The sequence below is a fragment of the Phyllobacterium sp. TAF24 genome, assembly GCF_052113785.1.
GTDB lineage: Bacteria > Pseudomonadota > Alphaproteobacteria > Rhizobiales > Rhizobiaceae > Phyllobacterium.
Genome location: NZ_JBFRDN010000018.1, coordinates 89,323 through 115,531, shown reverse-complemented (window position 1 = coordinate 115,531; position 26,209 = coordinate 89,323). Strand labels below are relative to the sequence as shown.

Here is a 26,209-nt window from a genome sequence, read left to right as displayed (position 1 = left end):
CGCGCCGAATGGCTGGTAGTGTCGGTTTAGGCGGGCCATGTCGCTGCCTTTTTTTCCCGCGTTGCCTTGTGCAGGCGCTGATGTTGCAGAAAGGCATATGCAATCATTGTCATCAGCGCGTGTCGATGAAGGCCTTGCCACGATCGGCCTTCGAAATGATCGAGGCCGAGTTCTTCCTTCATCTGGCTGAAGCCAATCCGTCAGTGCAACATCCTGCTCCGCCATCCTGCGCACCCCTGTTGAAGTGCCTAAAATGGACGATCATCGTTAACCAAAGATTAATCTGCCAAAGTAGTGCTAGGTACCGTGGACAAAGGGTATCCAGTGCAGGACTGAAACGAGGCTGACAAAGCCGAGGTAAGATTTCTTGGTTTTGTCATATCGGGTGGCGACACATCGCCAGTTCTTGAGCTTATTGAATAGGCGCTCAACGAGATTTCGCAGTCGATATTTTTTGCGATCGTGCGCGATAGGGTTTCGGCGATTGCTCTTAGCTGGGATGACGGCCTCAATTGCAGCTTTCGACAGCTCTTCACGAATGGCATCTGCGTCATAGCCTTTGTCGGCCGGCAACGCGTCGATCTTTTCGCTGACCATGCGCAATAGCGGGTCGAAGCCCTGGCTATCGTGCGTCTGGCCTGGCGTCAGGATAAACCCGATCAGGCGGCCTTTGGCATCGCTTGGGCATGGAGTTTGGTGCTGAAGCCGCCCCTTGATCTACCGAGAGCCTCGGCTTCCTGAGTCCCCTTTTTATGCCGACAGCACAGTGATGTGCCCGGACCACGGTGCTATCGATCATGTCGGCGGTGGCATCGCGCTCAACCATTTCAGCCAGCGTCTCGAGCATCGCGTCAAACACGCCAGTTGTAACCCAGCGCCGATATCGGCGGAAAACGCTGTTCCACTTGCCGTATTCGTCCGGAAGATGCCGCCACTGCGAACCTGTCCAGGCAATCCACATCATGCCTTCAAAATACAGCCGATTATCCTGTGCAGGTCGGCAACCACGACCGTGCTCAGGTGGTAGCCGCGTGCCGATGACAAACCATTCCTCGTCTGAAAGACCGATCCGCTCGCCCAATACTGCCTCCAAAAGGCAGCGTTGAATCAATACTCAAACCTTCTGTCAACCTTTGTCCACGAAACCTAATCTGCACGAGCCTGTGAACCAAACCTCTGACGAGATGCGGGAATTGCTAGGCCCGGCGTGCTTTGGTGAAGGATCTTTCCGGCCCCCAAGAGGCTATCCAGGTTCAATGTTAGTGCAGACTTGGTCTGATTGCCATCATCGGCGTTAGCGCTGGCCCATTTTGAGATGGCCAGTCAACAGCCTCAGGTGCAGGTGATCTGTAACCCAAGAATGAGTGTGGTCGGATGCAATCAAACAGATTACCGAGCGCGGCTATTCAGTCTCTGATGTTTCGAAGCGTCTGGGGGGCGCAGGCATGATCCATCAAAACAAGGCTGCTTCAACGATCACTACTCTTAACATCAAAACGTGGATCATGCCGGAAATGCAGCTTCAAAGTGCGATGACTATGGCGGTTGGCGAGGGCAAGTCGTCTCTTGCAGACCGGGCACCAAGCGACCAGCTGTTTACCCGTAAGGATTCTTGTCTCCTTCGAAGCAGCCAGAAAATCCTGTGCATCGACAACAGGGCCGTCAGGCTTGTCGATATGGGCAATATGGGAGTTGGGGCATCGTGTCATGTGAAAGTCTCTCATCCGGTTAAACACACTGTTACCGGCAGAACAGATACTCGCAACGATGACCCCAAAGTTCCGACATTCATCAGGAAAGGGGCAGAAATATGATAGGACGCCTTACATCTGCTTGTCCTTTTGCGGGTATCTCACTTCCCGCCTCTGCGCAGGTATCGAAGATACCATGCAGCAGACGTAGTCAAGAAACGGAGTCACGCGCATGTATGGAACGGGCACGAAGCTACAAGCACCGCACTGAGGCACCGAGCAACGATGTTTGGGACAGTTTTGCGAGCACCGGCGGTGCGACAACTGCGGGAAGCGCTGGCGCTTCGGGGCTGGACGGCGGGGAATCAGTCGGTGGCGGCGCATTCAATGGCACGACGGTTAGTGGCGATGATTTTTCGTCGATCACGCTGGTTGTCGGACTGCCTCCGCGCTTGAAGCAAAAAAGTTGGTGAAGTTATTAATGCCATTTCGGCAACACAAGCGGCCATTAGTCCAATCAGGGCTTGATAACGGTGCTGGGAATGACTTCTCGTGGAAGCTATGCGTCACAATGAACGTCGCAGATGGGGTTCACACGGGAATGCATTGCTATCAGGGTCGACAGAAAGCTGAAGGTGACGGATGTCATAGACGTTCTGCCTGATCTGTTTATCCTGCACGGCATTCCTGGACACATCCGGTCCGACAATGGTCCCGAATTCATCGCAAAGGCCTTGAGGGATTGGAATGCTGCCGTCGGTGCACAGACAGCTTACATCATGCCGGGCAGCCCGTTGGGGTGAGACCGTTAAACAATCGATCCAGTGAATCGATTGCAGGTCGAACGGCTATTGTGAAAGTTTCAACCCAAAGCTCCGGGACAAGCTGAAACGGGGAGAACTTCTACACACTGAAGGGTGTAGCGGAAAAGCAATCGATCCAGTGGATCGATTGTCCGCGTAACCAAATCGTCATCGAGAATTGCCGACGATACTACAATACCATCCGACCCCACTCATCTTTGGGTTACAGATCACCTGCACCCGAGGCAATCGTCTGGCCATCTCAAAATGAGCCAGCCTCAACATCAGTGATGGCAATCAGACCAAGTCTGCACTAACGTTGAACTCGGATCGCCTCACGGGGGCAGTCCAAGAGGACGAGTACACTTTTGGTACTTTAAAAATTTACCTATCAATTTTCGCTAGAGATGCCCCATACGCGCCTAGTGGCTTTGAGTTATACAAATGTTTTGGGACCGCTCGGTCTGGGTCATTTTGGCAGGTGCGGTAATATTATCACCAAATGCCCGAAACTTCGACGATGCGTAACTGGCCTTCTACTAACTAGCATCAAAGAATTATGAGTGCGTATAAGGGTTTGAACTGAAATAAGTTCGCTCTTAGATTATTAAAAGAACCACCATTATCTAATTTTTGGCATGCCACCGTTTGGTGGTATTGAAGCGATCTATTCTATGCCTATAATATAGGTCGGATCAGTGAGAATAATTTGATTATATACATTCTTAATCAGTAGCAGTTCAGCGATTTTGTATCCGAAGTTTATGTTGAACTTTTGAAAGTGACATGAATAGCAAAAGAAGAGAAGCCGTTCCGAGCCCTGTTGCCGCTACAGATTGGTTACCCACGCAAAATGCCACGCTCAGCCCCGTTGCCTATCAGATAGCCTCGCAGTATGCGCGCAACAGCAATTCGCCTGTCATGATCAGCGGAATCATGCGGATCGTCGAATTTCTGATCATCCTTTTGAGCGGAATCACCGTCTTTCTCATGTATATTGGTCTCTCGCCAGAGACCGTATTGAGTTATTTCTTTGCCGTCCTGGCAACGGCTATCATTGGTGTGCTGGTACTGGAGCTGACGGACAGTTACCAGCTGTCTGTCATGCGCAATCCATTCACCCGGTTCGGGCGTCTGTTGATCGCATGGTCGGGCACATTTGCCGTGATGGCACTGGCGGCATTTTTCCTGAAGATTTCAGAAAATTATTCGCGCGTCTGGCTCAGCGCCTGGTTTGTTTCCGGCCTTGTACTTTTCATCGCGTTTCGCGTGATCATGTCGCGGCTCATTCGCCGCTGGGCGCGCAACGGCAAGATGGAGCGCCGCGCCGTGATCGTCGGCGGTGGCAAACCTGCGGAAGACCTGATCCGGTCGATCGAAYAGCAGCCCTATAACGATATCCGTATCTGCGGCGTATTTGACGACCGCGATGCCAAGCGTTCGCCCCCTGTCGTTGCGGGATATCCCAAGCTTGGAAATATTTCAGAGCTCATTGAGTTCGCACGGATCGCCCATATTGACATGCTCATCGTCTCCTTGCCCATCACGGCGGAAGAACGCGTTCTGGCGCTTTTGAAGAAGCTTTGGGTCCTGCCCGTTGATATCCGGCTGTCGGCGCATAACAATCATCTGCAGTTCCGCCCGCGCGCCTATTCCTATATTGGCTCGATTGCCATGATCGACCTGTTCGACAAGCCGATCAACGATTGGGATTCGGTTGCAAAGCGGGCCTTCGACATATTCTTCAGTCTGTTCGGCATTGTCGTTTTCAGCCCGTTCATGCTGGCAACCGCCATTGCCATCCGGCTGGAAAGCAAGGGCTCGGTCATTTTCAAGCAGCAGCGGCATGGCTTCAACAATGAGATCATCGAAGTCTGGAAATTCCGCTCCATGTATACGGAAATGTGCGATCCGACGGCGCGTAATGCAGTGGTGAAGAATGACCCGCGCGTGACACGTGTGGGACGCTTCATCCGCAAGACATCGCTCGATGAATTACCGCAATTCTTCAATTCGCTCATGGGAACGCTTTCGCTTGTTGGTCCCCGGCCTCACGCCATCTCGGCTCATACGCATGACCTCGTCTACATCGAGGTTGTGGACGGCTATTTTGCCCGCCATCGCGTTAAACCCGGTGTAACAGGCTGGGCGCAGATCAATGGCTGGCGCGGCGAAATCGATACGGCAGACAAGATAAAAATGCGGACGGAGTTTGATCTGTACTACATTGAGAACTGGTCATTGTGGTTCGATCTGAAAATTCTGTTTCTCACACCGGTCCGTCTGCTCAAGATTAAGAATGTTTATTAGGATCTGTGCCAGAATTAATGAGCTGGTTTGCCAAAGCATTATATCGTTAAAGCGATGCTGTTGAATTGTAAGTGACCTGAGCCCCTGAACTCGCTAGATGGGGTCAGCTTGGCGCTTACACTCGACAGGCTGTCCGTTAGGAACGATCTGCTCCTGTTGTCGCAAGCCTGTCTGACCTGTGGAGGCGCAAACCCCACCAAATCAAAAGTTGCAGATGCAATCCGCTATGCAGTTAGCCGTCAAACTGCACTGGAACGCTTTTTGGAGGATGGGCACATCGACATGGACACCAACATTGTTAAGCGAGCAATCCGACTCCAAACAATCACAAGAAAGAATGCGCTATTATCTATAGTCGATTAGGATAGAATGATGATAAATATGTGCTTTTTCTGAGTTGGTGGATCATGCGAAAAATACCTTGCTTACCGGGCCATTCCACATATGAGTCAGAGCCAATTGATGATGAAACTCAACATCGTACTCTCCTATAGTGCTCAATGGATTGCATAAATGCCTTCGATGCCATTTCCCATGTCAACCACAAGTCCATTGGCAGTATTCACCTTGAGGTCTTGTTGCTTAAATGCCTGAGGCTTGAAGAAGGTGCCAGAGGAGGTCAGCGAAACGACTTCCCCATTTTGGCTCCAGCAACCATTGGCGACTTGATCCACATTCCCGTATGACAGCATGTACTCAAAGCTGCCATCAGGTCGAAGCAACAGTTCCGATCCTACCTCTAAAACGCCTTCTAGATAGTAATGACCAACCAGTCCCGTTCCAACTGGCGCACATGGAGCAGCCAAAGCAGCACTTGTAACGAAAGATATGAAGCTGGCTATGCTGAAGAGAATTTTCATGATGTCGCACTTTCTAGATACACCGACTGTAAGATACACTCGTCTTTCATCCCCAATCGAGCATCATAATGAATGCTGTGGAGAGTAGGGGATCAGGCTCAACGCAACGGTGACAACTCGTAAAGCAACCAAGTGCTGTCGGAGTGGAAAATATGCAAACCAGAACACTGTCATCAACGACACGCATGCCAAGAAAGGAACAATTATAGAGTTGTCAATCACGATTCGGTTTAATGCGGGATTTGACAGTGTCGAGAGATATCCTATCGATAAGCCGACGATTATCAAACATGCCACACAGAAGCTGAATAAGAAATAAGCAATGCTCAATGTGACACTTGGCAGCTGCGTCTCTATGGCGACCTTTTCTCCAAGCCGCATTCCCTCGTTCGCCATGTTATCGGTCAACTTGACGCGCCCTTGTTGTGGTGTTGGTATCGCTTAGTTATCGCTTTGCCGGTCCATATAACTAATTTTGCTCAACAATGAATATAGCTCCAACTGGTTTTGAGTGTCGGTCTTGCGAAATACCTGGATCATATATGCGCGAGCCGTGCTATGCTTTATACCCATGAATTCCGACGCCTTCCTAAGAGACAGGAATCTCATCAAACATGAGGCCAGTTTTGCTTCCGAACTTGTTAAGCTGAACACACTTTTAATGATGTCTTGTGTAATGGATAATGACATTTTTTTTATTTCAATAACAAACAACAACATTGTGGCCTCTGTTCCGACACCTCTTGCCAGCATACTGAAGGGCACTAAATGCAAGACAAAATGACGATCTTGCGCGCTGTAACAAATTGAGGTTGCAGATGTAGGAATAGCATCTCTATTTTTCTCAAGTATGTTTAGAAAATACTCTTGTGTTGACCTGCTGGCTAGTTTGATTTTTTCGGCATGAGGTGAAATAAATATCTCTGACATTTCGGAAAATAGGAAGTTAGAGTCTAATATACCCCCGTCCCACGAGAGCAAGGCTGCCGGAACCTTTAAATATTTTAAGAGATGGATATCTCCTTTAATCTCCACAGGTCGCCTCGAATATTGACATATTATTATACATGACTAACCACTTTTATGCTAGACATACGAAACATTCCGTCTGATGGCGTTATACCAAGCAAGACCTATGATCCTAATCTTATGGTTAATGTAAGTTGGGCTGCGGCGCGTGAGATAATGGATTAAAAGAACCCACGTAAAAACGTACAAGCAGAACAGAATGTCATAAGATTTATACGTAAAAACGCCGATAATGAACCTACCTAGCCAAATGGCAGTGATGCGTATTGGGATCGCAAAGGGAAATATCCAAAACTTGGCTCAAAATGATACTACCATATGGTGGTAGAGAGTAACAACAAACTCTGAAATAAGGCGGCAATCTGTGAACCGCACTGCAAAGATGGCATCAGGTCGCACAGGTGTTTCTTTATTGTGTAGACGCGGTCTCTTTGCCACCATTGAGCAGCTCGCCGTCGATAGGTTCATCCATTGAATCTCAAACGCGATATCGAGGCTATGAGAGAGTGTGGCATTCGCGAAATCTTAAATTTAGGTGAATATCAACATGAGTATTGCGCAGATTCTACAAGACAAAGAACGTGGTCGAGAGAGCCGGAAAAAGGGCAATTCAACACTTCTTGCATCAACGGCTTTGAGTTTGTTTTTCGGTGCCACCCTGTTCCCGTTGTCGTCGACGGAGGCGTCGGAATGTAAGACTGCCAACGGCTCCACTGGTGGGACAGTGGTAACTACCAACGGAACATGCGCACTTCCTGTTTATTCTCCAATTGACAATGACGATAAGGCTGGCGCGGCGATCGTTAACAATAGTGACACCGTTACGCTAACAGGGAACGCAACGAATATTCAATCGGGAGATCGCGGCCTTCAATTTAACCGCCTCGGTGATCTCGATCTTAATGCGAATGGACGAGAACGCCTGCTCTTGGGCACACAAACACAGGGCGTGACAACTCCTGATCCCGTTACGGGTGGAAATATTTCCGTTGCCACCTACAATTCGAGCAATATGGTCAGCACGAGTTGGGGCGATTTTGTTGTACAAACGGCTAAAAATGTGGGTGATAATCAGTATATTGATGCGCGACTAGGCACGGCTGCGGCTGCCGGAAAGCTTATTGTAAATATCGGCAACGCCACTTTGGCTCCGTCAGATTCTGTCAATCTTATTGACATGGCTGCTAAACAGACCAAATTGACAGAAGCTAATACTGGCGGTTCCGTTGAATGGAGATCGCGCAATCGTATTTTGATGGCCGATGCCATTACTGCACCCGCCGGGACGACATCACAAGCAATTGCTATGAATATTCCGAGTTATGCCGGATCATTTGTGGGATTTGACGGCCAGACTCACACAGTGTCCAATGCAGCAGAATTGAAAGCATACAATGATCTTCTTATCATCGCATTGCAGAACGGAAGGTTGAAATCGCAAGCGGATTACGATGCTGCTTTTAATAGAGCTTTATCATTTACCTCTCAAAACGCTGTTTTCAGCACGACAATTAATGCCGGCGATGACGTCGCAGTGCCCGTGACTGATGTTAACTATTCGATATATGCAGATGGTGCAGGCTCGAAAGGTATCATAAAGAACGGCGCCCAGATTGATCAACGTGGCGCAACCGTCGCTGCTGTTAATGGTGGCTATATTGAAATCGAGGCAGGTGGTGGCCTTTCCGGTCATTTCAATAGCTTGGTAGTTCGGCAAGGGAGTTCAGCCATCAACAATGGCGTTATTTCCGGAGGGTATTTTGCTGAAAATAACTACGATACTTTCAATGGCGCGGGTAACTATGGTGATAAATATGTAGAATCTTTCGCAGTCACCGTTGCCGGGAACGGTGCAGATTTTAAAAACAACGGTATCATCAACGTCGCCGGTTGGACCTATACACAGAATGACAAACCCGACCAATACGGCATTCAAACTCAAGATGGCGCTAGGGCAATCAATAATGGAATTATCAATGTTGGAGTTAATAACAACGCGATAAATGGTACGATAAATGGTGTAATTGTCATGGGCAACAGCACCTTTACCAATAGCACTAATGGCACCATCTACGTGGGCAGAGCAGCACAATATGATGTCAACAACCCGGAGAACACCAACGACACCACTAACACGTTACCACAGTATGGTATTCGTCTCATAGACGGTCAGGCGCTCAACCAAGGTCATATAGTAATAGGCACGCAAACGCAAAATGCGGTCGCGATGTCTGCTGTTGGCGCCTTGGCTGGATCAGCGTTGGTAAACCAGGGAACGATAGATATTAACGGTGCTGCACCAGCAACACCGTTGGCAAACGTTGCAATGCTAGCCTCCGACACATCAGCAACCGTTGTCAATTCGGGGACTATTAACGTTGATGGAACGAATGGAACCGGCATTAAAGTGCTCAGTACGACAGAAGTCACTCACGCGACTAGCACCGGCACAGTCAACGTTGCTGGTGGAATAGATCCTTCCTCTGGTACACGCAATTACGGCGTATGGGCAGAAGGCGCGGGAACGCGTGCATCGGCATCTATCGACGGAGCGATTAATCTGACCGGTATTGGTGGGATTGGTGTTCACGCGCGAGGTGTCTCTACGGTCGACGTATCTGCATCTGCAGTGCCAACCTTTGCTAGTGGAAGCGACCAGATTGGCTTCTTTATCTATGGCCCAGATGCTTTGATCAATGTCGGCTCTTCGATCATGGATGTGGCAACCGACCGCTCGACGCTCTTTCGTTTGGCTGATGGTGCTGACCTTAATGCGACCGGTCTCACTATTACAGCCAGTGGCACCGATTCCTATGGTATTGTGGGTACAGGGCTAGGAACCAACATCGCGACTGGCACAGGTATTTTCAATCTGACCGGCAATGGTGCGACCGGTGTCCTCATTGAAGGTGGAGCAACGGGAGACGTGGGCGTTGGGTCACGGATTAATTTGCTTGCGCCCAATACTGTTGCTGGGATTGTCGATGGTCAAAAACATGATCTAACCGGCGCCCCGATGGGCAACCCAAATGCATCAACTTTGTTAACAGCATCTGCAAATGTCATTTCCAACCAGGCAGGAGTGTCGGGATACATTGCAAGCAATCTTGGCACTCTCAATCTTACCGGGGATATAAGCCTTTCCGGAGCAGCTAGCACCGGCGTATTAGCGAAAGACAGTGGGAATATCCTGATTAGCGGTTCACAGATTGCAGTGGATGGTTGGGCCATTCAAGCGCAAGGGGGCGCCGATTCGATCAAGCTTACTGACGCCAATTTGCTCGGCACTGATGGATTGCTCAACGTGTCCCGACAAGCCAAGACGACTTTTGTGGCAGATATGTCAAATCTTGACGGACGTATTTTAACAGAAACCGGCAGCTCGTCTTACTTGTCATTAGCTAAAAGTTCGGTTTGGAACATGTCAGGCAATTCCAATGTTAGCGAATTGGTCAACAATGCAAGCCTCATTAATTTTGTTGCGCCGACTGGTAATCCAAATTTGTTTTCCAGCTACAAAACGTTGTCTGTTAACAAATACGACGGCATTAATGGCACCGTTAATTTGAATACCTATTTGGGAGGTGATGCTTCCGCCACAGATCGTTTGATTGTTGCCGGAGACACCTCAGGATCAACGTTTTTAAAGGTCAAGAATACCGTTGGACCAGGCGCTCCAACTGTCGAAGGGATCAAGATCATCGAGGTTGGAGGCCTATCGAATGGCGCATTCAATCTCATTGGCGATTACGTTACAAAAGATAATCGGCAAGCCATTGTTGGTGGTGCCTATGCCTATACACTGTGGCAGAACGGTGTGACGAACCCGGCGGATGGCAACTGGTATCTGCGCTCGACCTTGAAAAACCCCGTACCACCAGTACCACCAGTACCACCGGTGCCACCGGTGCCACCAGTACCACCAGTACCGGATTATCAGCCGGACGTTCCAGTCGTGGAGGCCTATCCGCAGGTTCTGCAGAGTTTGAACGGCCTGCCAACGCTGCAGCAGCGTGTCGGCAACCGCTATTGGCTGGGGGAACCGGCCGTGACTCCGACAGTCTATTGCAAGGACCCGGCGCAGAACTTCCGCTGTGCGGTAACCGGTGATCAGGCAAGCTACTATGCCGGTCAGGGCACGGTGGTCGAACAGAACGGCATCTGGGGCCGTATTGAGGGAACCCATAGCCGAACGGATCCGCGGGTTTCGACCAGCTCGACGGATTATGACATCGACACGTTCAAGATGCAGGCGGGCCTTGATGGCCAATTCTATGAGAGCGATGCCGGCAAATTGATCGGCGGGATCACCGCCCATTACGGTCATGCGTGGGCGGATATCTCTTCCTCCTATGGCAATGGCGATATCGCTACGGACGGCTATGGCTTTGGCGGGACGCTGACCTGGTATGGGGCCAACGGCTTCTATCTTGATGGTCAGGCGCAGATAAGCTGGTATGACAGCGATCTGTCGTCGAACCTCACCGGGCGCAGCATAGCGAGCGGCAATAATGGCGTTGGCTATGCGCTGTCGCTGGAGACGGGCAAGCGGATCGAGCTTAACGAGACCTGGACGGTCACGCCACAGACGCAACTTGTATATTCAGCGGTTGATTTTGACAGCTTTACCGATCCTTTCGGTGCTCGTGTGTCGCTGGACCGCGGTGATAGCCTGAAAGGGCGACTGGGCGTGGCGTTTGAGCGGCAGAGCAGCTGGAAGGGTGATAACGGGCTGACAATGCGCAGCAATGTCTACGGGATCGCCAATGTCTATTACGAGTTCCTCGACGGCAGCAAAGTTGACGTATCGGGAACGAAGTTTACCAGCCGGGAGGACCGGCTGACGGGCGGGGTTGGCATCGGCGGCTCGTACAACTGGGCGGATGACAAGTATTCGGTCTATGGCGAGGCTTCCATCAACACCAGCCTGCAGAACTTTGCCGACAGCTATGCGCTCAAGGGTACCGCTGGCTTCAGGGTGAAGTGGTAGAGGCGCCGTATTTCATTCTGCTTGTTTTGCCTTAGTTCAAATGTAGATAAGGCGATCTCCAGACTAGCGCTGTCCGGCCCCTTTGAAGGGGCCGGTTTCGTCTCGAATCTGTTCGATCATAACAAACTCCGGGCCGGGACAGAGCTCGCCAAAATCAACCTGATATCACTCCATTTGGCGACGGAAGGAGATCTATCAAACGGGTAGTGCAAGCCCCAAACTGAAACCCAATCCTGATGATTTGGAAATTAAAGAATATGACCAATAAAGTAGTGTCCGCTATCGCATTTACCGTGTTTGCGCTGTCTGCCTGTACTGCGAATGAAGAAGATATTCAACCGCGATCCGTTGGATTGGCAAATCCCGCGTCAGTATACTGTCAATCATTGGGTGGAACACTTTTAGCAGTCTTTACTAAGGACGGCTCATCGAATGATTGTATACTTCCAAACGGACGACGTATTGATGAATGGAAACTCTTCAGGCAGAATCATAAATAGGTCGTGTTGATTAATCGTTCGAGTTTTTAGGAGCTTTACGGCTTCTGTGATCCACTAAATCCATCAGCGATAGCCCACTCTTTTAAGAGCTAGTGCGAGCCGTCCATTGCTCTCGTCATCGGTATTGCTGAATGACTGCCAAGCTCATTTTTTATGTAAATTTGACGCATTTGCATTAGCTTCGCAACCGATCCTTCGTACTGCATTCCCAAGTGCCGTTCGAGAAGAACACGCATGCAAGAATAGAAAGGCAAACAAAAAAAATAGCCGCCGGCTTTCGCGTTTTGGGTTACTCATCGAAGGGTAATCGAAGCGCATCCGAGACAACCGGCGGCCCGATACGGGACGATGGCTCGGCAATAGATCGTACAACACTTATAGCTTTGTACTCCCGCATCGTATCTGAAAGTGTATATGGCAAGCAACCACAGTGAGATGGCACACTAGCGGCAGGTCGATCATAGCGAGGATCTACTCATAAAGCACAGTTAAGTCGTAAGCTGTAAAATGAATACAATCCAGAATGCGACTCCACCAACGGCCAGAGGATACAATATCAAGCTTGATGCGCGGCTTTCATATAAACTTCGCCCTTGCGGGCCATCAGCGACACGTGGTGAATCCAACCGTTCCTCGCTTGATACAAATGTCATACTTATCAACTCATCCCTGCTTTATAGTTTGTATGCTCGAATTAACATGGACTTGAATGCCCCACTATCACCATTTGGTAGTGGGATTGAGAGTTGTTGTTTCCCGCCCTGATCCGATCAGGCAGAGCAGAGGAAGCGCCGACCGCTATGGCAAAACAGACCGTTTGGCATAACATGTCGCCCTCCGGACTATCGGCGCAATAATCCGCAGGAATGGATCTGGCCTCACCCTGTGACGAGCGCCCGGTGACCCGCGCAGTGACGACAGGAATGTTGTTCGCGCGCGCCTGTTGTACGAGTTCCTGAACGTGCCTTCCGCCGGGAAAAGCCAACAGGGCATCCGGCCGGCTGTCTTCCAGCATAAAGCGGTTGCGGTTTGCATCAGCCTGTTTGCCAAGCAAAGACCAGTTGGCGGGATAACGAACAATATGAACATCGTTCTGCCGCGCCCAGTCTTCAGCGGTCGAGCCAAGTGCGGGCAGGCCGCCATGAATGAGAACCGTGACCGGATATTCCGCATGGATGCGGTTGAGTTCACTCAAAATGGAGGCAGCGTCATCGAAATGCCGGCCACCTGAAATTAAAAGGCGCATGATTGTGCTCCTTGCCTGTTGTGTATTGAAAGCCAGCTACCAGCGCGCGCGGCGCAAAATACGGATGGCTGCATGGTTGCAGGATGATGACCATTGGATCAGCCGCCAACTGTGCTTGCGGCTCAGGAAACCCCGGCGATAAAGCCGCGCGGCAAGCCAGAACAGCCCCTGCCCCGTGACCGCCAGAAGCCAGCAGACCCAGCGCAACAACTGATCCCTTAGCCAGGAACGGCGTGGTTCGGGGTGACGGAATACGCGACGGGATTGGCGTTTGGGTAGACCGCCCCATGGGCCTTGGGGTGATGTTCCCGACTGGAACTGAAAGACGAAAACATGTGCGACCATATCAGATCTCCTCTGACAGCAATTATCCGTGGAAATGGGAGATAGTGGGCGGCTTCCGCCGCCCGCCGGTTGGAGCTTAGAACCACTGGCCGAAGCGGCGGATGTAGACCGTCTTCATGGTCTGGGCGACGACGCAGTAGCTGAACAGCGTGGCCACCAGCCATGGGAAGTAGCTCCAGGGCAAAGGCTGTAATCCAACCAGAGTGCCGAGCGGCGAGAAGGGAACGTAAATTCCGAGCTCTATTACCAGTCTCTGCATCAAGAACAGGCATAGCAAGCATCAGACATCTGTTTGGGACCGCGTTGAAAACATCTTTATGATTCTGGCTCCCAGCGATGGGGCTGCAATTATCGCAACCACGCCGACGGCCCAGAGCAAGACGGAAGCAGGTTCCAGTATCGACTGGATAAAATACAGCTGTGACAACGAAAGGCCTTTCAGATTTAGTGCGTCCACAGCCGAGCCGATATCCTTGCCTACCAGACCTTTTCCTGTATCGGCCAGCACACCGCTATTTGTGATGCTCCAGGTAATGAATTCATTGGCCAAACCATGAAGCACGACTACCAGCAATGACCAGATGAGGATGGCTACTGCCATGAGAAACCAAATCCGTCGCCGATATGGTTTGCCTTTCCCGATAACGTTGGACATCAGATAGTCTCCAGTATTTCACACGGAAAAAAATGCCATCTCTAGTCACTAGAGGTGCAAATCACGTTGCCGTGTAGAAATGTCTTTTCATGACTAGAGTTTGTAATGGCCGTTATCTCAAGACACGGTCTCCGCCTTGATAATTGAATGAGGTGAGCGCCTATTATGGCTAGTTTCGATTTGAAACAGAGGTACCATCCTGCACTAAACGCGGCAATCGCCCCTCCTCCATGTGTTAATGTTTGCTAAATAAATGTCGCTTCGCTCATGATACTGGCCGGTTTCGGTTTCCCTCCCCTCGTATATCGTCGAGTGCCCGAAGCTGTAATAAACGTAGTAGCATTCACAACATCGATATGGGCATGGCGATAAACCAACACACTACAATAAGCCCTACAAGAGCCAAGGTTATGAGTCGTTAGGAACAGGGACATTAATATTCACATTCTCAAAAAGCAGACTACCCATAGTCAGCGTATGAAGCTTCGATGTGCCAAATGACGACTAATTAAGCACTGGCAATTCCTAAATCAAAATCAATAGCCTACCCATGCCAAATGGCGGTAGCCAGTAAAACAATGATTCAGTAACTGAATAGCGTAGATAGCGCTGGCAGCTCGTATGAATGAGAGAATAATTGAATAGGATTTGTGTATCTCCCGACCGGTGGTTTCCGATATGCATGGAACCGGTATTTCAAGCCATTCCAAATTTATTTCCTTTGCGCAAGGACACCGCTCTGAGGATTCGCGCGAAAGCAAATACCAGTGATCAGCTGGTTGATTTTCAGGTCTCCCCGAAGAGGTTTGCCGTTGCGCTTGACCGCGCTGGCAAGCCCTCCCTCACCAAATGATCGGGCGCACGGCGATGACAGTACGTTGGTGTGGTTCTCTGCTGATCTCTATCGCCTTTCTGGCTGGATGCACCACCGGGAGGGACGGGGTGATATCTCGAGTGGATCTTGAACAGAGAAAATCCGCCTATACCGGGGAAGCATATGAAGTGTTGATCGTCAATCGCTCCAAATTCGATCGTCGGTTCTGGCCGGCAATCGTCAAGCCGCCTTTTGAAGCAGCGCAGGGCACGATCATCGTCGATACCAATGAACGGGTTCTGTATTTCTACCAGACTGATGGTACGGCACGCCGCTATGGAATAGCGGTCGGCGCAAGCGGCTATGCTTGGTYGGGCCAGGCAGTCATTGAACGCAAGGCAATGTGGCCGGCCTGGTACCCGACAGATGACATGCGGCAAAAGTCTCCCGGTATACCCAAGCGAATCGAACCCGGAACCCATAACCCGCTCGGCGCTCGGGCATTGTATCTTTACAAGAATGGACGGGACACGCTCTATCGTATTCACGGCACTTCCGAACCATGGACCATCGGCACAACTGCCTCGTCAGGCTGCATCCGAATGCTCAACGAAGACATCATTGATCTTTTCGATCGGGTCCAGAATGGAGCAAACGTCGTGGTGCGATAGTTGTGCTGCAATCTGCACACATTAAAGATTAAGAATACCAGTGGGTTGCAAGGCGGACCCTGAACGCCCTCAAAGGCAAATGGATGGTATTTTTGGGCCAACTGAGCTTTGCCTGAAGATATCTCCACGGCGCTGTTGCCATATTTTCTATGTCCAAGATTCCATCTTGCTTTGCTTTCATTCTGAATTTGTCTCGCATTTACCCGACACGCGCATCACACTGCAGGAATGATTGGAATAACTAGATGTCCGTCATGATTGCCGCCAGTCAGAATCGTGGTCTGTCCAGAAAGCAGAGCAGGGTTCCGATCATCCGGATCGTTATGCAAAAACGGCCCTGCTCCGCTCGCATGTTGAAAATCACATCCGGTAATCAGTAATACGAGCCGGTAGCTGATGGGAAATAAGATGCTAGTGGGCCAAAGCTTCTACATCCAGCGCAACCGGCTCGCCGAGCGTGAGCGGCTCAGCGGCACCGTGCGTAATCGGTACAGCCAGATCGTTGGCGCCAACGAAGATCACTTCCTGCCCGTCGGGGCCCAAAGCTCGAAGAGTTGCGAACAAATCGGCATCGGCAGTCGACGACCGCCACCCATAGCCGCAGCGTAATTGGCCCCGTAATTTCGGTTTCCTTGCGTATGGGAGCGGTCGTGAAAATGACCCCGTGTGACTGGCGTCAATGGCGGGATTATTGCGCAAAGCGGTGGAACCGGAAACACGTCAGTGATAGCAAGCGGTGTAGTTCAAGCCTCAGGGCCGCAGTCGGTCGGAATTGGCGCAAGTTCTTTTGCCGACTCCCTCGTCCATGCGAAAAATACTGTGACTGGTAGTCTATTCGGTATTTAGGCTCAATCGGGTGCTGGAGTTTTGCTCAATGGAGCGAGCATCGGAACGACTGGCACGATCAATGTGATAGCGGAAATAGACGTAATAGCGAATGGCTCTTCAGTGGCAGATTCGAGTCCCCTGCTTACATCCGGAATTATGGCCTTTGCTCAGGGTAATATCTCGACGATCGATATAGCGACGTCAGGGATAATTACTCCACCATACTGCTTGCGGTTCGCCCGGCGGATACCTTTCTTTTGCGGCTGAGAGGCGCAGGCATGATCTATCAAAAATGCTGCTTCAACGATCATTACTCTTAATGTCAAAACGTGGATCATGCCGGAAATGCAGCCTCAAGGTACGATGACTGTGACGGTTGGCTAGGGCAAGCCGTCTCTTGCAGACCGGGCACCAGGCGACCAGCTGTTTACCCGTAAGGCTTCTTCTCTCCTTCGAAGCAGTCAGAAAATCCTGCGCATCGACAACAGGACCGTCAGGCTTGTCGATATGGGCAATATGGGAGTTGGGGCATCGTGTCATGGTAAAATCTCTCGCCCGGTTCAACACACTGTTACCGGCAAAACAGATATTGGCAACGAGGACCCCAAGGTTTCGACATTCATCAGGAAAGGGGCAGAAATATGATAGGACGCCTTACATCTGCTCGTTCTTTTACGGGCATCTCACTTCCCGCCTCTGCGCAGCATGCAGCACGCGTGGTCAAGGAAACGGAGGCGTGCTTGCAGTTACAAACAGGAGACTATGTTCAATCGACATTCGGCCTCGCAGGAGAGGTATCCGTAATGATCAACTGCAGATGGAACATTGGTGTTGATTTTCATGCGGGACTGAGCCGGTTTTCCAAGGTAACTTCGAAATGCTGAAAGACAAACAACAGGTTGAGGATATCAAAGCTCCGGTAGATCGTTTGAATGGCGGGTTTTCCATGCTGGGCATTCCATTCGAATGCAAGTCAGTGAATGGCTGTCTTCGACAAGGTGATCACTTGATGCTCATGCATCAGCAGTTGTGAATGATCTTGTCTACGTGAGCATGAAGCAAATGGGGTTCCTGATTGCTAACTCATCAACTTCAATATGCTTCTCGGTCAAATCGGCCGGAAAACTCATGAGAAGCAGAGCAAGGCATGCGTATGCGATTAATCATGGAAATCATTGACGACAACGGCGAACTGATTGCCATGAATCAGGAAGCGGATCTCAACAAAAAGACCAAGGGCGCAGAGGATCTTGGTCTACCCCTGTCGGAAGGCAAGGCGCTGTTGGCCAAGCTCCAGCAGCACATTAGAGCAAATTGGCCAACGATACGCTCCGTTGCTATTCGTTATCGAAAGACTGTTACCGTGATGGCCGAAAAAGGTGACTAGCACATTCGAAACTCTTGAGCTTTGCTCAAGAGAGTTATTAGAGCAATTTTCGACCGTCATGAATCGAGCGGGATTCCCATCGGAGTTCATTTGTGATTGAGAGTTCATGCTGGTGAAAGAGGCCGGTATGGATGGGTCAACCACTAACGATGGATTTGCGTTCGCGGCTTCTGGCAGCGGTTGATGATGGAATGAGCTGCCGGGCCGCCGCCGCTCGGTTTGGTGTTGCGCCATCGACGGCAATCCGCTGGCAGGCACGGCGCCGGCAAACGGGTAACGTTTCTCCCAAGCCACAGGGCGGGGACATGCGATCACGCCGGGTCGAGGAGCGTGGGGAGGAGATCCTCGCCATCTGGGAAGCACGCAAGGACATCTCGCTTGATGAGTTACGGCTGGCGCTGCTGGCAATCGGTTTGCAGGTCTCAGTTGCCGGACTTCACCGCTTCTTCGCGCGCCGGGGGATGACGCGTAAAAAAAGACTGGCCATGCTATCGAACAGGACCGTCCCGATGTGCTGAAGCAGCGCCGGGACTGGTTTGACGGCCAGATCGATCTGGAACCGGAACGCCTTGTGTTCATCGATGAAACGTGGACAGCCACCAACATGACCCGCAGCCACGGTCGCTGCGCCAAGGGTGAGCGATTGCGCATGGGCTTCCCTCACGCTCACCGCAAGACGACCACGCTTGTAGCCGGTCTTCGCATGAGTGGCATGGTCGCCCCAATGGTGCTCGATGGCCCCATCAACGGCGACTGGTTCGAGGCCTATGTCACCCAGGTACTCGTGCCTGAATTGCGCCCTGGCGATGTCGTCATCATGGATAATCTATCCAGCCACAAGCGGGCTTCGGTGCGCGAACGGATCGAAACAGCGGGCGCGACACTGCGCTTCTTGCCGCCCTACAGCCCAGACTTCAATCCGATCGAAAAGGCCTTCTCAAAACTTAAGGCCATGCTGCGAAAAATCGGAGAACGGACCGTCAGTGGTCTCTGGGACTTGATCGGCAAGCTCATCCACATCTTTCAACCCCAAGAATGTGCAAACTACTTCAGCTCCTGCGGATATGAACCAGACTGATCGGAAAACGCTCTAATGCGCGTCTATTTGCATTCATAGGAGGAACGCGTTGGCGGCAGGACTGCTCGCAGCCAAAGTGTCCACTCGACAAGTTCCGGAACGCGGCCCGCTTTATGCCTGCTGCTGCCGGTCAATCGAGGTTTAGTCGCTTTCGAAGATCGGCATTTTCAGCACGAAGCTTCTCGGCCAAAAGCTTGCGCAGTCTTTGGTTTTCCTCTTCCAGTTTCAGAATATCCGAGATTTCATCTACTGCCGCAGTTGAAGAAGCAGTCGCTAGTTTCATTATCTTCGGCGCACGTTTGACCGGTATACGCCTGGTACTTGTCGCGCCTTCAACAGATTTCGGTTTACGTCCTCTTTTCTGCTTTCCAGCTGTGACGTTTGCGGCCGATGCCGGTTGCGCCGAAACCGTTTCAGGCACGACCTTTTTGGCGCGAGCTTTGCGCTCCTTCTTCAGTACAGCGGGTACCACTGGGAGTGGCGTGTCAGTATTAGTAGTCGTTTCGTTGCCGTCGGCCATAATGATCTCCTCTAAATCTGGTGCAGTTGTCTCCTGCTCAATCGGCAGTGTCAACAATACCGGCTGATCTTCTCCCACCAAACGCATCTCGCTGCGGTTAACCTCAGAGCCTACAGAAATAGGCGGCATTGCCTCGCCCTGCACTTCTCGCGCAACGGATTTCAGATCCACGTCTCCCCAAATCGAGTTTGATCTGGAACTAAGTTTTCGCCGATCAGATCTGTATTCGACGGTAAAATTACGTTGGACTTTTTTCACTTTAGGAAACCTTGGGTGTATAGTGATGTGTTAGCGAGGTCTTCGACATGGCAACAAGACGTGCTGATAACAACTGCCGTGCTCTCGGTCCACACCCAACATTTTCTGAGAGCATCGATGACTTGTAGCCACTTAAAGAAAATTTTTCATGCAGAGTCGGCACATCCTATTCCACGATGCTTGAATAGATGGAGTGGTTGCCGCTCTACCCACGCGACAATTCTTGTTTGATGATTGTGGCGTTTAATCCAATGGATGGGAAGGACGGCAGGAATGACAACACAAACAATGATCGGGATCGATCTGGCGAAGAGTGTTTTCAAGGTGCACGGAGCCTCCATGACCGGAGAGCTTAAATTCCGCAAAAAGCTATCTCGGCTACGGCTTTCGCAAGTTCATGGCGGAATATCCGGCAGCGACAGTGGTGATGGAGGCCTGCGGCAGCGCGCATTATTGGGCACGGGAAATGGCCAAACATGGCCATGAAGTAAAACTGATCGCACCGCAGTATGTGCGCCCGTTCGTGAAGCGTCAAAAAAACGATGCTGCGGATGCCGAAGCGATTGTAATAGCCGCGCAGCGATCCGAGATGCGCTTCATCACTCCGAAGGCGGAGGAGCAGCAAGCCCAGGCGCTTGTTTTCCGTGCAAGAGAGCGGCTTGTCCGTCAGCGCACAGAGCTGGTGAATGCGCTACGATCGGCCCTTTATGAATTCGGCTACCCGACCCCGGCAGGTATCGGCCATCTGACACGGGTTGAAGCGGTCGTCGAAGATGGGAACAGCGATTTGCCCGAACTGGTTCGTGAGGAATGCCGTGATCTTCTGCTGCAAGTCTCTGAGAAGACGCAACGAATAGAGACAAAAACCAAACAGATCGGCGCTCTGGCAACACAGACCGACACAGCGCGTCGCTTGCAAACCATGCCGGGCATCGGACCAATGAGTGCGTTGGCTGTTGAGGCCTTCGCACCACCAATGGAGAGCTTTCGACGTGGCGAGACTTCGCCGCATGGTTGGGGTTGGTTCCGCGGCAGCATTCGTCGGGAGGAAAAGAGCGGCTTGGGCGGGTATCGAAGGCCGGGCAAGCCAACATCAGGAAGCTCTTGATCATGGGCGCAATGTCTCCTTTGAATTGGTTGGGGCGAAAGACGATATCCGAGAGGTCATGGTTATCTCGGATGTTGACCAGGAAGCCGAGAATGCTTGTGGCCATTGCGCTGGCAAACAAGATGGCCCGCGCGATATGGGCTATGGTGACGAAAATGGAGGATTATCAGAATCCGGCGCAGGCTGCGGCTGCATGACAGAGGTGCAGCGCGAGGCGGTTTAGCGCCGGTTATGGAGGTGTGAGAACGTCGACGACCCATATGGGCAAAATGATCGAACAGATCTGGATCAGGAAAACCAGTTAGGGGCTAGGAGCCATTCAGCTCGCTGAATAGATTTGGACCTGATCCGCTGATCACCATATCGGCCAGCGGCTTCCAAAGTGCCGCGTTAAAAGCCTGACAGAAGACCGCACTCGATCACATCCCAGAAGGGTCAAAAACTTCTTGCATTAAGAGCGGCAACCACAGAAGTCCCCTAGATTTGTAGACATCTTGTCCCGAGGCAAGGAGCTATTGATGGGCAAGGGTAATTTCACAGACGAATTCAGGCGGGATGCGATCAAACAGATCACAGAGCGCGGATATTGCCAATCAAATCGGCCGATCTCCTATAGCGCGGCGATCTGGACGAGAGGGCTCATCCTGATTGTCGCACCGCAGATCTCCACACAAAGTGAGGAAGACCCCTATAAATCGACACAGGCGGAGCATTGCAAACACAGCTGCTAAAAAAGATCACCTCGCAAGAACATTGACAACCATTGGGGCCAGCTCAGCCATTTGCGTACCTTTGAGATCATTTGGCGGTCGAGTTCTTCTGTCGAATGAGCCAAAAGGTGAACCGTTGGTTTTCCGTATGGTTTCCCATTGATCAGCCCGGCAAAACGTTCTTCTTCCACCCCGACGTCGTTAGAATAGACCGCCCAGTGGCATGCGCAAAAGGGAGATTTGCTGATAAATTGCTCGAATGTCAAACCTTGTGAGAAACGTTTCCCCATTATTATTTCTCGTATATTTAAATAGCAGAATGAGCCGTCGCAATGTCGTACAGCGAAGCGATCAAAGTTCGGCGTACCAACACGGCGATGGCAACCGTGTTTTTCGGTTCTTCAACCTAGTTGAAATAGAAGGCGTAAGAAGCAAAGTTTCCCTCAAAGATGGATGTGATCTGGTTCCATTCACCGCTGCTCATCGCCGGACCGTCCTGAAGATAAGGCACCGCGGCAGGACCCGTTACCCAAAGCACAAAATCGAAAGGTTTCGGATCATCAAAAACCTTGGCGAGGTTGATACCCTTGTCAAAGCGCCAATGCGGAATCAGAATCTTGCCATCGAGAGCGGCTTCAAACTGCGACAGCACACCGAGCCACACCTGAATCCGCTCCGGCGTGACATCGAATGATGGCAGCACGCCGCTCTTCTGCTTCGGACCGGGCAGCCACTCGTGATCATCGTCGGTTTCCTTGTCAATCAAGGCCCACGTCTCGCGATTCAGCACGATGACCTTTTTCAGATGGTCACGCACTTCACTCCACATCACCTTGTCTGCTACTGGCCAGCGCATCGTATGAATAAGCGTCACGAAGTCAGCGATATCATCGGCCTGTGCCTTGTTCACACCGAACATCGTGTAATCCTCGCTGCCTTTGCCATTGGCATCCGCCATGGTGGAGACAGCTTTCGGGAAGACCACGCTGAAACTGCCGTTCCAGCTTTCGGAAAAGTCATGTGACAACCACGCTTTGGCGACGGCCATCATGAGGTTGCAATAGCCCTGCAACCACTTGGCATCAGCAGTATCGAAGCCCACAATGAATGGCTTCGCCTTGCCATCCTCATTATGGTCCGAGATGGCCAAACCGAAATGATCTTCCGGGCCCACCTGTCCGTCGCCGTTCCAGTCGAAGCGGGTGACGGACAGATCAACTTTAAGCTTCGCCGGCTTGTCACCGACAGCGGCAAGCGCCTTGTCTGCTGAATCGAGATCGGCAACGAACGTGGTGAGAATACCGCGAAACTGTTCATAGGTGATCGGTTCCGGATTGAAGTTTTTGGCGACTTCGCTCGCACCCCGGCCAAGAAACATCTCATAGCCATCGGATTTTGAGCCAAATCCGTAACGGTACAACGACTGCGACAGTTTTTCGAAGGCCCGTGCCGAGCGTACCAGACCAAGGCCGAGCTGCGCATCGGCATTGTTGGTGGCTTTTGTTGTCAGAGCCAATAATTGCTCGTCCGCCTCGCCGATACGGCCATTGCCAAGGTATTTTTGGAAGAGTTCGGTGGCGGCACTGTCTGCCCGGGCTATTGTTGAAAGATTGAAGCAAGCGAAACTGGCTGCCAACAGGAGAGAAATGAGTTTTTTCACGCAGATTTTCCGTGGTCATTGATACCGAATAGCCGTTGGGGTGATAATGCTACAGGTGCCGCCACCGTTATCGGCCAATTTGCTTTGCTAGCCGAGGTGCCGACGGTAAACCACCCTCATTTGGCAGTCATATTGCAAATTTTTGAATCGCCAGGATGATCAATTGAATGTAAGCGATTAACCCATACCGTTCGTAGGTCCCCCAGAATGGGTGGCGGATCCCAAAGGCTTCGGGCCTGTACGGCCGTTGGACGGGTCAACGTTGCAAATTCAATAGTTAGTGCCATCCCAAACCTTACTTTACCCAATGGATCAATTGCTGATGAAACTCAACACACTACATTCGCTCGCCCTACGCCTTTGTGGATGTCCTGACGGCATAAAGGTGTCACTCACTGGGTCAAACTATGGCAACTAACCGGCCTGCATAAGCCTCTTTCTCGAATTCCTCACCTGCTTCCCCCGGAAGAGACTTGCCATCCTTGAAATCGCCCCAATGAACCATCTCATGCAGAACCGTGCGTTCAATCAAAAGGCGCATTGTTTCTGTGTCTTTATACATGCCCGATTTCTCGAGACTATCACAAACACTCATTGCGATAAAAACGGTATCCTTGAATCTGTGGTCAAACTGGCCACCTGCTGGTCGGCCAACTGCTCTTTGGCCGCGAGTTGGAACCATAATCCGACAGTCTATCGTCGGCAGGCTGCCGAGTGTCAGAGCCGAGTTGGCGGCCGCCTCGCTTAGCTCAGCGTGTCGCATGAACGCCTTGAATATCTTTGCGTTATACTTTGTTTTCGGGATGTTTTCGGATATCCATTTTGATACATTTGGATAGTCTTTAATCATTCGAGATGAAAGTTTCATACTTTTATCCTGGGGCTTTGATCCGCCGGCAATTACACCGGCCATGTTGATTGGCAAGCGTGATGAGATCGCGTGACTAAAGGCTCTGATGGCATGGACGCATCCTGAAAAGGGGCCGGCCACCAGATACCAAAGAACTGGAAAACATCTGATTGTGTCATTCAATGTCTCGGGTATAACGACGCTTGAGTTCAGATCGCTGTTTTCTTCTTTCGGGCGAAAGTTGCGCCAATTGCGCCGATGCCACCACCCATCAAGCCAAAAGCTATGATCGTCTTAATGATATTGGTGCGATTGGCTGCAGACATCTGTTGGGCCGCTTCCTTTGCACCAAGCTGACCGCCATTGGCCCTCATCGCGATTAATGTGGCCGGGTTTCTGCATTGCTTCAAAAATGCCTCAAGTATATCCGGCTGATTGGCTAGTTGCTCCCGATAAGCCGCTTCGCAGACTTCACGATCGGTATCTGAAACAGCAGTGTAGACATACTCAAGATAATATCCGCCGCCAATTAAAGCAGCTGCTAAACAGAGATAGATGGTCTTTTTCATTTTCCTTACCCATTCGCCAAGAGATATTTTCAAATAGAATAGTGCAATGCCAAGCGAACTGTAGATCTATAATAAGATTACTTGTGAGCACGCCTAAATAGCTTCCATTCATCGATACGTTTACCATTCGGGAGGATACAATCGTTGGATATCCCGTCTGCTGACATAACCGCGAGGAGCTTTCCGCCAAGAGTCTGGCAGTAGACAGAAGCTGGATTGGCCATTCCTATCGATTTTGTCTGATCTGCCTTATCTTCCGCAGACGTGCAAGCACACAACACAAGGGCAGCAAATGAGACGACAAGAACCGTCACGCGCATGGTTGTTTATCTCCTGACTATGAGGTTGAACATGTCCGCTAACGCCGCAATACAACGCTACTAGCAGCGGGTTTTTGGATAGCCGTCTTTTGAATTCGAATTATTTACTTTGTCGATGTGTTAGCCGTCAGCTTGTTAAGTGCGATACTGCCATTTGGAAGGTGTAAATGGAGATAAACCCGCATCCATCAATGCCTGCATAAATCATACGAGAACCCGACACTGTCCGAGCGAGTATCCATCAGACGCTTGCGCCTGCTGAAAACAGATGGATTGGTTTCAAGGCAGCTGGTTGCTAGGCAATATTCACGGATGGTGGCAGAGTCAGGTGTCAGTAATGAAAGCGGTCATTGAGGCAATTGCTGGGGGAAATCCATTCCACACAATCTGTTTGGAATATGGCAGTTGCGTACAGTCACAGCCTTGATGAGATTATTGAACTGCCATTTGGCAGTTGCGTATCATATGAGTATTTGAAATTTCTGCACCCTTGGACATCTCAATCCGAGCACTTCAATCACACAAGGTGATTGGGGATTATGCAATTAACTCAATGAGAGAAAAGTGGTTTGTTCGCGAGGTTCTCGCGTCGATGATGCTGAATACTCTGTAGAACAATCTACCAATTGACTTATCACATCAAGGGATACGGAACATGAAACTGAAAGTACTTTCTGGCACAATGCTGATGGCTGCTGCGCTCGCTGGATGCTCAAAAACCCCTGTTTGCACGGCGGAAGATGTAACCAAAAAAACTGCCCAGGTTCAGGCGGCTGTGCAGGAAGTATTGACTAAGGATCCTTCCAAAGCTCAAGAGATTCTCAAAAAGATGCAAGATCTCGCCGTTAAGTACCAGGGACAAACTGATATGAAGGATGCCTGCAAGGCATTTGACGAGGTATTGACCTCTATCAAAAGCTGACGTTCACAAGTGTCGCCCGCCTGAGTAGTCTGCGCTTGCATATCAGACATGGTGCCGCGACAGCCTAGGACCTTCCACATCAAGG

At 50.8% G+C, this 26,209-nt stretch carries 23 protein-coding genes and 7 pseudogenes; 13 read left to right on the top strand and 17 right to left on the bottom strand.

Translation table 11 applies throughout. The features are described 5' to 3' along the window. Positions 1-26 precede the first annotated feature (26 nt). The 3 genes and pseudogenes from AB4Y96_RS16430 to AB4Y96_RS16420 all read right to left on the bottom strand — a co-directional run. Positions 27-185 (bottom strand): annotated as a pseudogene (locus AB4Y96_RS16430) (IS701 family transposase); the annotation flags it as partial. A gap of 112 nt (positions 186-297) precedes the next feature. Continuing rightward, positions 298-648, bottom strand: coding sequence for an IS5 family transposase (locus tag AB4Y96_RS16425; protein WP_441918511.1), 351 nt, complete (start codon positions 646-648; stop codon positions 298-300). Continuing rightward, positions 623-1,081, bottom strand: a complete 459-nt coding sequence (locus tag AB4Y96_RS16420; protein WP_441918506.1) for an IS5 family transposase — start codon at positions 1,079-1,081, stop codon at positions 623-625. Before AB4Y96_RS16420 ends, AB4Y96_RS16425 begins: the two co-directional genes overlap by 26 nt. A gap of 364 nt (positions 1,082-1,445) precedes the next feature. Between AB4Y96_RS16420 and AB4Y96_RS16415 the strand changes: the two genes are divergently transcribed. The 5 genes and pseudogenes from AB4Y96_RS16415 to AB4Y96_RS16395 form a co-directional block, all read left to right on the top strand. Then, positions 1,446-1,814 carry a hypothetical protein gene (locus tag AB4Y96_RS16415; protein ID WP_441918505.1) on the top strand — a complete coding sequence of 123 codons (369 nt, stop codon included), beginning with the start codon at positions 1,446-1,448 and terminating at the stop codon, positions 1,812-1,814. Between the two features lie 113 nt (positions 1,815-1,927). Beyond that, a complete protein-coding gene (locus tag AB4Y96_RS16410) occupies positions 1,928-2,164 on the top strand; it encodes a hypothetical protein (RefSeq protein ID WP_441918504.1) in 237 nt (78 codons plus the stop codon). Positions 2,165-2,281: 117 nt separating this feature from the next. Then, positions 2,282-2,811 (top strand): annotated as a pseudogene (locus AB4Y96_RS16405) (integrase core domain-containing protein); the annotation flags it as partial. Positions 2,812-3,280: 469 nt separating this feature from the next. Then, a complete protein-coding gene (locus tag AB4Y96_RS16400) occupies positions 3,281-4,804 on the top strand; it encodes an undecaprenyl-phosphate glucose phosphotransferase (RefSeq protein ID WP_441918503.1) in 1,524 nt (507 codons plus the stop codon). 146 nt (positions 4,805-4,950) lie between these two features. Then, positions 4,951-5,155, top strand: a pseudogene (locus AB4Y96_RS16395) (IS66 family transposase); the annotation flags it as partial. A 146-nt stretch (positions 5,156-5,301) separates the two neighbouring features. Here the strand turns inward: AB4Y96_RS16395 and AB4Y96_RS16390 are convergent. Together AB4Y96_RS16390 and AB4Y96_RS16385 are read right to left on the bottom strand one after the other, a co-directional pair. Further along, a complete protein-coding gene (locus tag AB4Y96_RS16390) occupies positions 5,302-5,664 on the bottom strand; it encodes a hypothetical protein (RefSeq protein ID WP_441918502.1) in 363 nt (120 codons plus the stop codon). 441 nt (positions 5,665-6,105) lie between these two features. Beyond that, positions 6,106-6,699: a helix-turn-helix transcriptional regulator gene (locus AB4Y96_RS16385; protein WP_441918501.1), complete on the bottom strand. Its 594-nt coding sequence runs from the start codon at positions 6,697-6,699 to the stop codon at positions 6,106-6,108. A gap of 541 nt (positions 6,700-7,240) precedes the next feature. On the opposite strand from AB4Y96_RS16385, the gene AB4Y96_RS16380 reads away from it, so the two are divergent. Both AB4Y96_RS16380 and AB4Y96_RS16375 read left to right on the top strand, forming a co-directional pair. Beyond that, a complete protein-coding gene (locus tag AB4Y96_RS16380; RefSeq protein WP_441918500.1) occupies positions 7,241-11,683 on the top strand; it encodes an autotransporter outer membrane beta-barrel domain-containing protein in 4,443 nt (1,480 codons plus the stop codon). A 236-nt stretch (positions 11,684-11,919) separates the two neighbouring features. Further along, positions 11,920-12,183: a putative hemolysin gene (locus tag AB4Y96_RS16375; protein WP_441918499.1), complete on the top strand. Its 264-nt coding sequence runs from the start codon at positions 11,920-11,922 to the stop codon at positions 12,181-12,183. A 694-nt stretch (positions 12,184-12,877) separates the two neighbouring features. On the opposite strand, the gene AB4Y96_RS16370 is transcribed toward AB4Y96_RS16375, so the two are convergent. The 4 genes and pseudogenes from AB4Y96_RS16370 to AB4Y96_RS16355 form a co-directional block, all read right to left on the bottom strand. Next, positions 12,878-13,429 carry an SLOG family protein gene (locus tag AB4Y96_RS16370; protein ID WP_441918498.1) on the bottom strand — a complete coding sequence of 184 codons (552 nt, stop codon included), beginning with the start codon at positions 13,427-13,429 and terminating at the stop codon, positions 12,878-12,880. Positions 13,430-13,465: 36 nt separating this feature from the next. After that, positions 13,466-13,774: a hypothetical protein gene (locus AB4Y96_RS16365; RefSeq protein WP_441918497.1), complete on the bottom strand. Its 309-nt coding sequence runs from the start codon at positions 13,772-13,774 to the stop codon at positions 13,466-13,468. A 76-nt stretch (positions 13,775-13,850) separates the two neighbouring features. Next, a pseudogene (locus AB4Y96_RS16360) lies at positions 13,851-14,036 on the bottom strand (hypothetical protein); the annotation flags it as partial. 18 nt (positions 14,037-14,054) lie between these two features. Further along, positions 14,055-14,429, bottom strand: coding sequence for a hypothetical protein (locus AB4Y96_RS16355; protein ID WP_441918496.1), 375 nt, complete (start codon positions 14,427-14,429; stop codon positions 14,055-14,057). A gap of 954 nt (positions 14,430-15,383) precedes the next feature. On the opposite strand from AB4Y96_RS16355, the gene AB4Y96_RS16350 reads away from it, so the two are divergent. Beyond that, complete coding sequence (locus AB4Y96_RS16350) at positions 15,384-15,914, top strand: L,D-transpeptidase (RefSeq protein WP_441918495.1); 531 nt, start codon at positions 15,384-15,386, stop codon at positions 15,912-15,914. Positions 15,915-16,325: 411 nt separating this feature from the next. Here AB4Y96_RS16350 and AB4Y96_RS16345 read toward each other — a convergent pair whose 3' ends face one another. Next, positions 16,326-16,478 carry a hypothetical protein gene (locus tag AB4Y96_RS16345; RefSeq protein WP_441918494.1) on the bottom strand — a complete coding sequence of 51 codons (153 nt, stop codon included), beginning with the start codon at positions 16,476-16,478 and terminating at the stop codon, positions 16,326-16,328. Between the two features lie 31 nt (positions 16,479-16,509). Beyond that, positions 16,510-16,572, bottom strand: a pseudogene (locus AB4Y96_RS16340) (hypothetical protein); the annotation flags it as partial. 1,047 nt (positions 16,573-17,619) lie between these two features. Between AB4Y96_RS16340 and AB4Y96_RS16335 the strand changes: the two are divergent. From AB4Y96_RS16335 to AB4Y96_RS16325, 3 genes and pseudogenes are all read left to right on the top strand, one after another. Beyond that, the gene (locus AB4Y96_RS16335) at positions 17,620-17,775 is read left to right on the top strand and encodes a hypothetical protein (protein ID WP_441918493.1); all 156 of its coding nucleotides are present in this window, start codon (positions 17,620-17,622) and stop codon (positions 17,773-17,775) included. Between the two features lie 114 nt (positions 17,776-17,889). Beyond that, positions 17,890-18,042: pseudogene (locus AB4Y96_RS16330) on the top strand (ISKra4 family transposase); the annotation flags it as partial. Between the two features lie 218 nt (positions 18,043-18,260). Then, positions 18,261-19,207, top strand: a protein-coding gene (locus AB4Y96_RS16325) for an IS630 family transposase (RefSeq protein WP_441918492.1) whose coding sequence is annotated in 2 segments (ribosomal slippage) — positions 18,261-18,600 and positions 18,600-19,207 — 948 coding nt in all. Because the reading frame shifts where the segments join, the coding sequence is not laid out codon by codon here. 130 nt (positions 19,208-19,337) lie between these two features. Here AB4Y96_RS16325 and AB4Y96_RS16320 read toward each other — a convergent pair. Beyond that, the gene (locus AB4Y96_RS16320) at positions 19,338-19,985 is read right to left on the bottom strand and encodes a transcriptional regulator (protein ID WP_441918491.1); all 648 of its coding nucleotides are present in this window, start codon (positions 19,983-19,985) and stop codon (positions 19,338-19,340) included. A 273-nt stretch (positions 19,986-20,258) separates the two neighbouring features. Between AB4Y96_RS16320 and AB4Y96_RS16315 the strand changes: the two are divergent. Next, a pseudogene (locus tag AB4Y96_RS16315) lies at positions 20,259-21,290 on the top strand (IS110 family transposase). Positions 21,291-21,820: 530 nt separating this feature from the next. On the opposite strand, the gene AB4Y96_RS16310 reads toward AB4Y96_RS16315, so the two are convergent. The 5 genes from AB4Y96_RS16310 to AB4Y96_RS16290 form a co-directional block, all read right to left on the bottom strand. Beyond that, on the bottom strand, positions 21,821-22,093 hold the full coding sequence (locus tag AB4Y96_RS16310) for a hypothetical protein (protein ID WP_441918490.1): 273 nt from the start codon (positions 22,091-22,093) through the stop codon (positions 21,821-21,823). A gap of 116 nt (positions 22,094-22,209) precedes the next feature. Next, entirely contained in the window at positions 22,210-23,463 is a 1,254-nt protein-coding gene (locus tag AB4Y96_RS16305; RefSeq protein WP_441918489.1) for a hypothetical protein, read from the bottom strand. Between the two features lie 400 nt (positions 23,464-23,863). Then, entirely contained in the window at positions 23,864-24,331 is a 468-nt protein-coding gene (locus AB4Y96_RS16300) for a hypothetical protein (protein ID WP_441918488.1), read from the bottom strand. 191 nt (positions 24,332-24,522) lie between these two features. Then, positions 24,523-24,882 carry a hypothetical protein gene (locus AB4Y96_RS16295; RefSeq protein WP_441918487.1) on the bottom strand — a complete coding sequence of 120 codons (360 nt, stop codon included), beginning with the start codon at positions 24,880-24,882 and terminating at the stop codon, positions 24,523-24,525. 77 nt (positions 24,883-24,959) lie between these two features. Next, on the bottom strand, positions 24,960-25,106 hold the full coding sequence (locus tag AB4Y96_RS16290; RefSeq protein WP_441918510.1) for a putative hemolysin: 147 nt from the start codon (positions 25,104-25,106) through the stop codon (positions 24,960-24,962). 751 nt (positions 25,107-25,857) lie between these two features. Between AB4Y96_RS16290 and AB4Y96_RS16285 the strand changes: the two genes are divergently transcribed. Beyond that, positions 25,858-26,124: a hypothetical protein gene (locus tag AB4Y96_RS16285; protein WP_441918486.1), complete on the top strand. Its 267-nt coding sequence runs from the start codon at positions 25,858-25,860 to the stop codon at positions 26,122-26,124. Positions 26,125-26,209 lie beyond the last annotated feature (85 nt).

Bases quoted from the DNA above. Each gene is read 5' to 3' on its own strand.
- AB4Y96_RS16290 (WP_441918510.1), bottom strand. From the start codon at position 25,106: ATGGCCAATCCAGCTTCTGTCTACTGCCAGACTCTTGGCGGAAAGCTC.
- AB4Y96_RS16355 (WP_441918496.1), bottom strand. From the start codon at position 14,429: ATGTCCAACGTTATCGGGAAAGGCAAACCATATCGGCGACGGATTTGG.
- AB4Y96_RS16310 (WP_441918490.1), bottom strand. From the start codon at position 22,093: ATGGGGAAACGTTTCTCACAAGGTTTGACATTCGAGCAATTTATCAGC.
- AB4Y96_RS16335 (WP_441918493.1), top strand. From the start codon at position 17,620: ATGCTGAAAGACAAACAACAGGTTGAGGATATCAAAGCTCCGGTAGAT.
- AB4Y96_RS16365 (WP_441918497.1), bottom strand. From the start codon at position 13,774: ATGGTCGCACATGTTTTCGTCTTTCAGTTCCAGTCGGGAACATCACCC.
- AB4Y96_RS16295 (WP_441918487.1), bottom strand. From the start codon at position 24,882: ATGAAAAAGACCATCTATCTCTGTTTAGCAGCTGCTTTAATTGGCGGC.
- AB4Y96_RS16375 (WP_441918499.1), top strand. From the start codon at position 11,920: ATGATTTGGAAATTAAAGAATATGACCAATAAAGTAGTGTCCGCTATC.
- AB4Y96_RS16380 (WP_441918500.1), top strand. From the start codon at position 7,241: ATGAGTATTGCGCAGATTCTACAAGACAAAGAACGTGGTCGAGAGAGC.
- AB4Y96_RS16370 (WP_441918498.1), bottom strand. From the start codon at position 13,429: ATGCGCCTTTTAATTTCAGGTGGCCGGCATTTCGATGACGCTGCCTCC.
- AB4Y96_RS16390 (WP_441918502.1), bottom strand. From the start codon at position 5,664: ATGAAAATTCTCTTCAGCATAGCCAGCTTCATATCTTTCGTTACAAGT.
- AB4Y96_RS16415 (WP_441918505.1), top strand. From the start codon at position 1,446: ATGATCCATCAAAACAAGGCTGCTTCAACGATCACTACTCTTAACATC.
- AB4Y96_RS16300 (WP_441918488.1), bottom strand. From the start codon at position 24,331: ATGAAACTTTCATCTCGAATGATTAAAGACTATCCAAATGTATCAAAA.
- AB4Y96_RS16285 (WP_441918486.1), top strand. From the start codon at position 25,858: ATGAAACTGAAAGTACTTTCTGGCACAATGCTGATGGCTGCTGCGCTC.
- AB4Y96_RS16410 (WP_441918504.1), top strand. From the start codon at position 1,928: ATGGAACGGGCACGAAGCTACAAGCACCGCACTGAGGCACCGAGCAAC.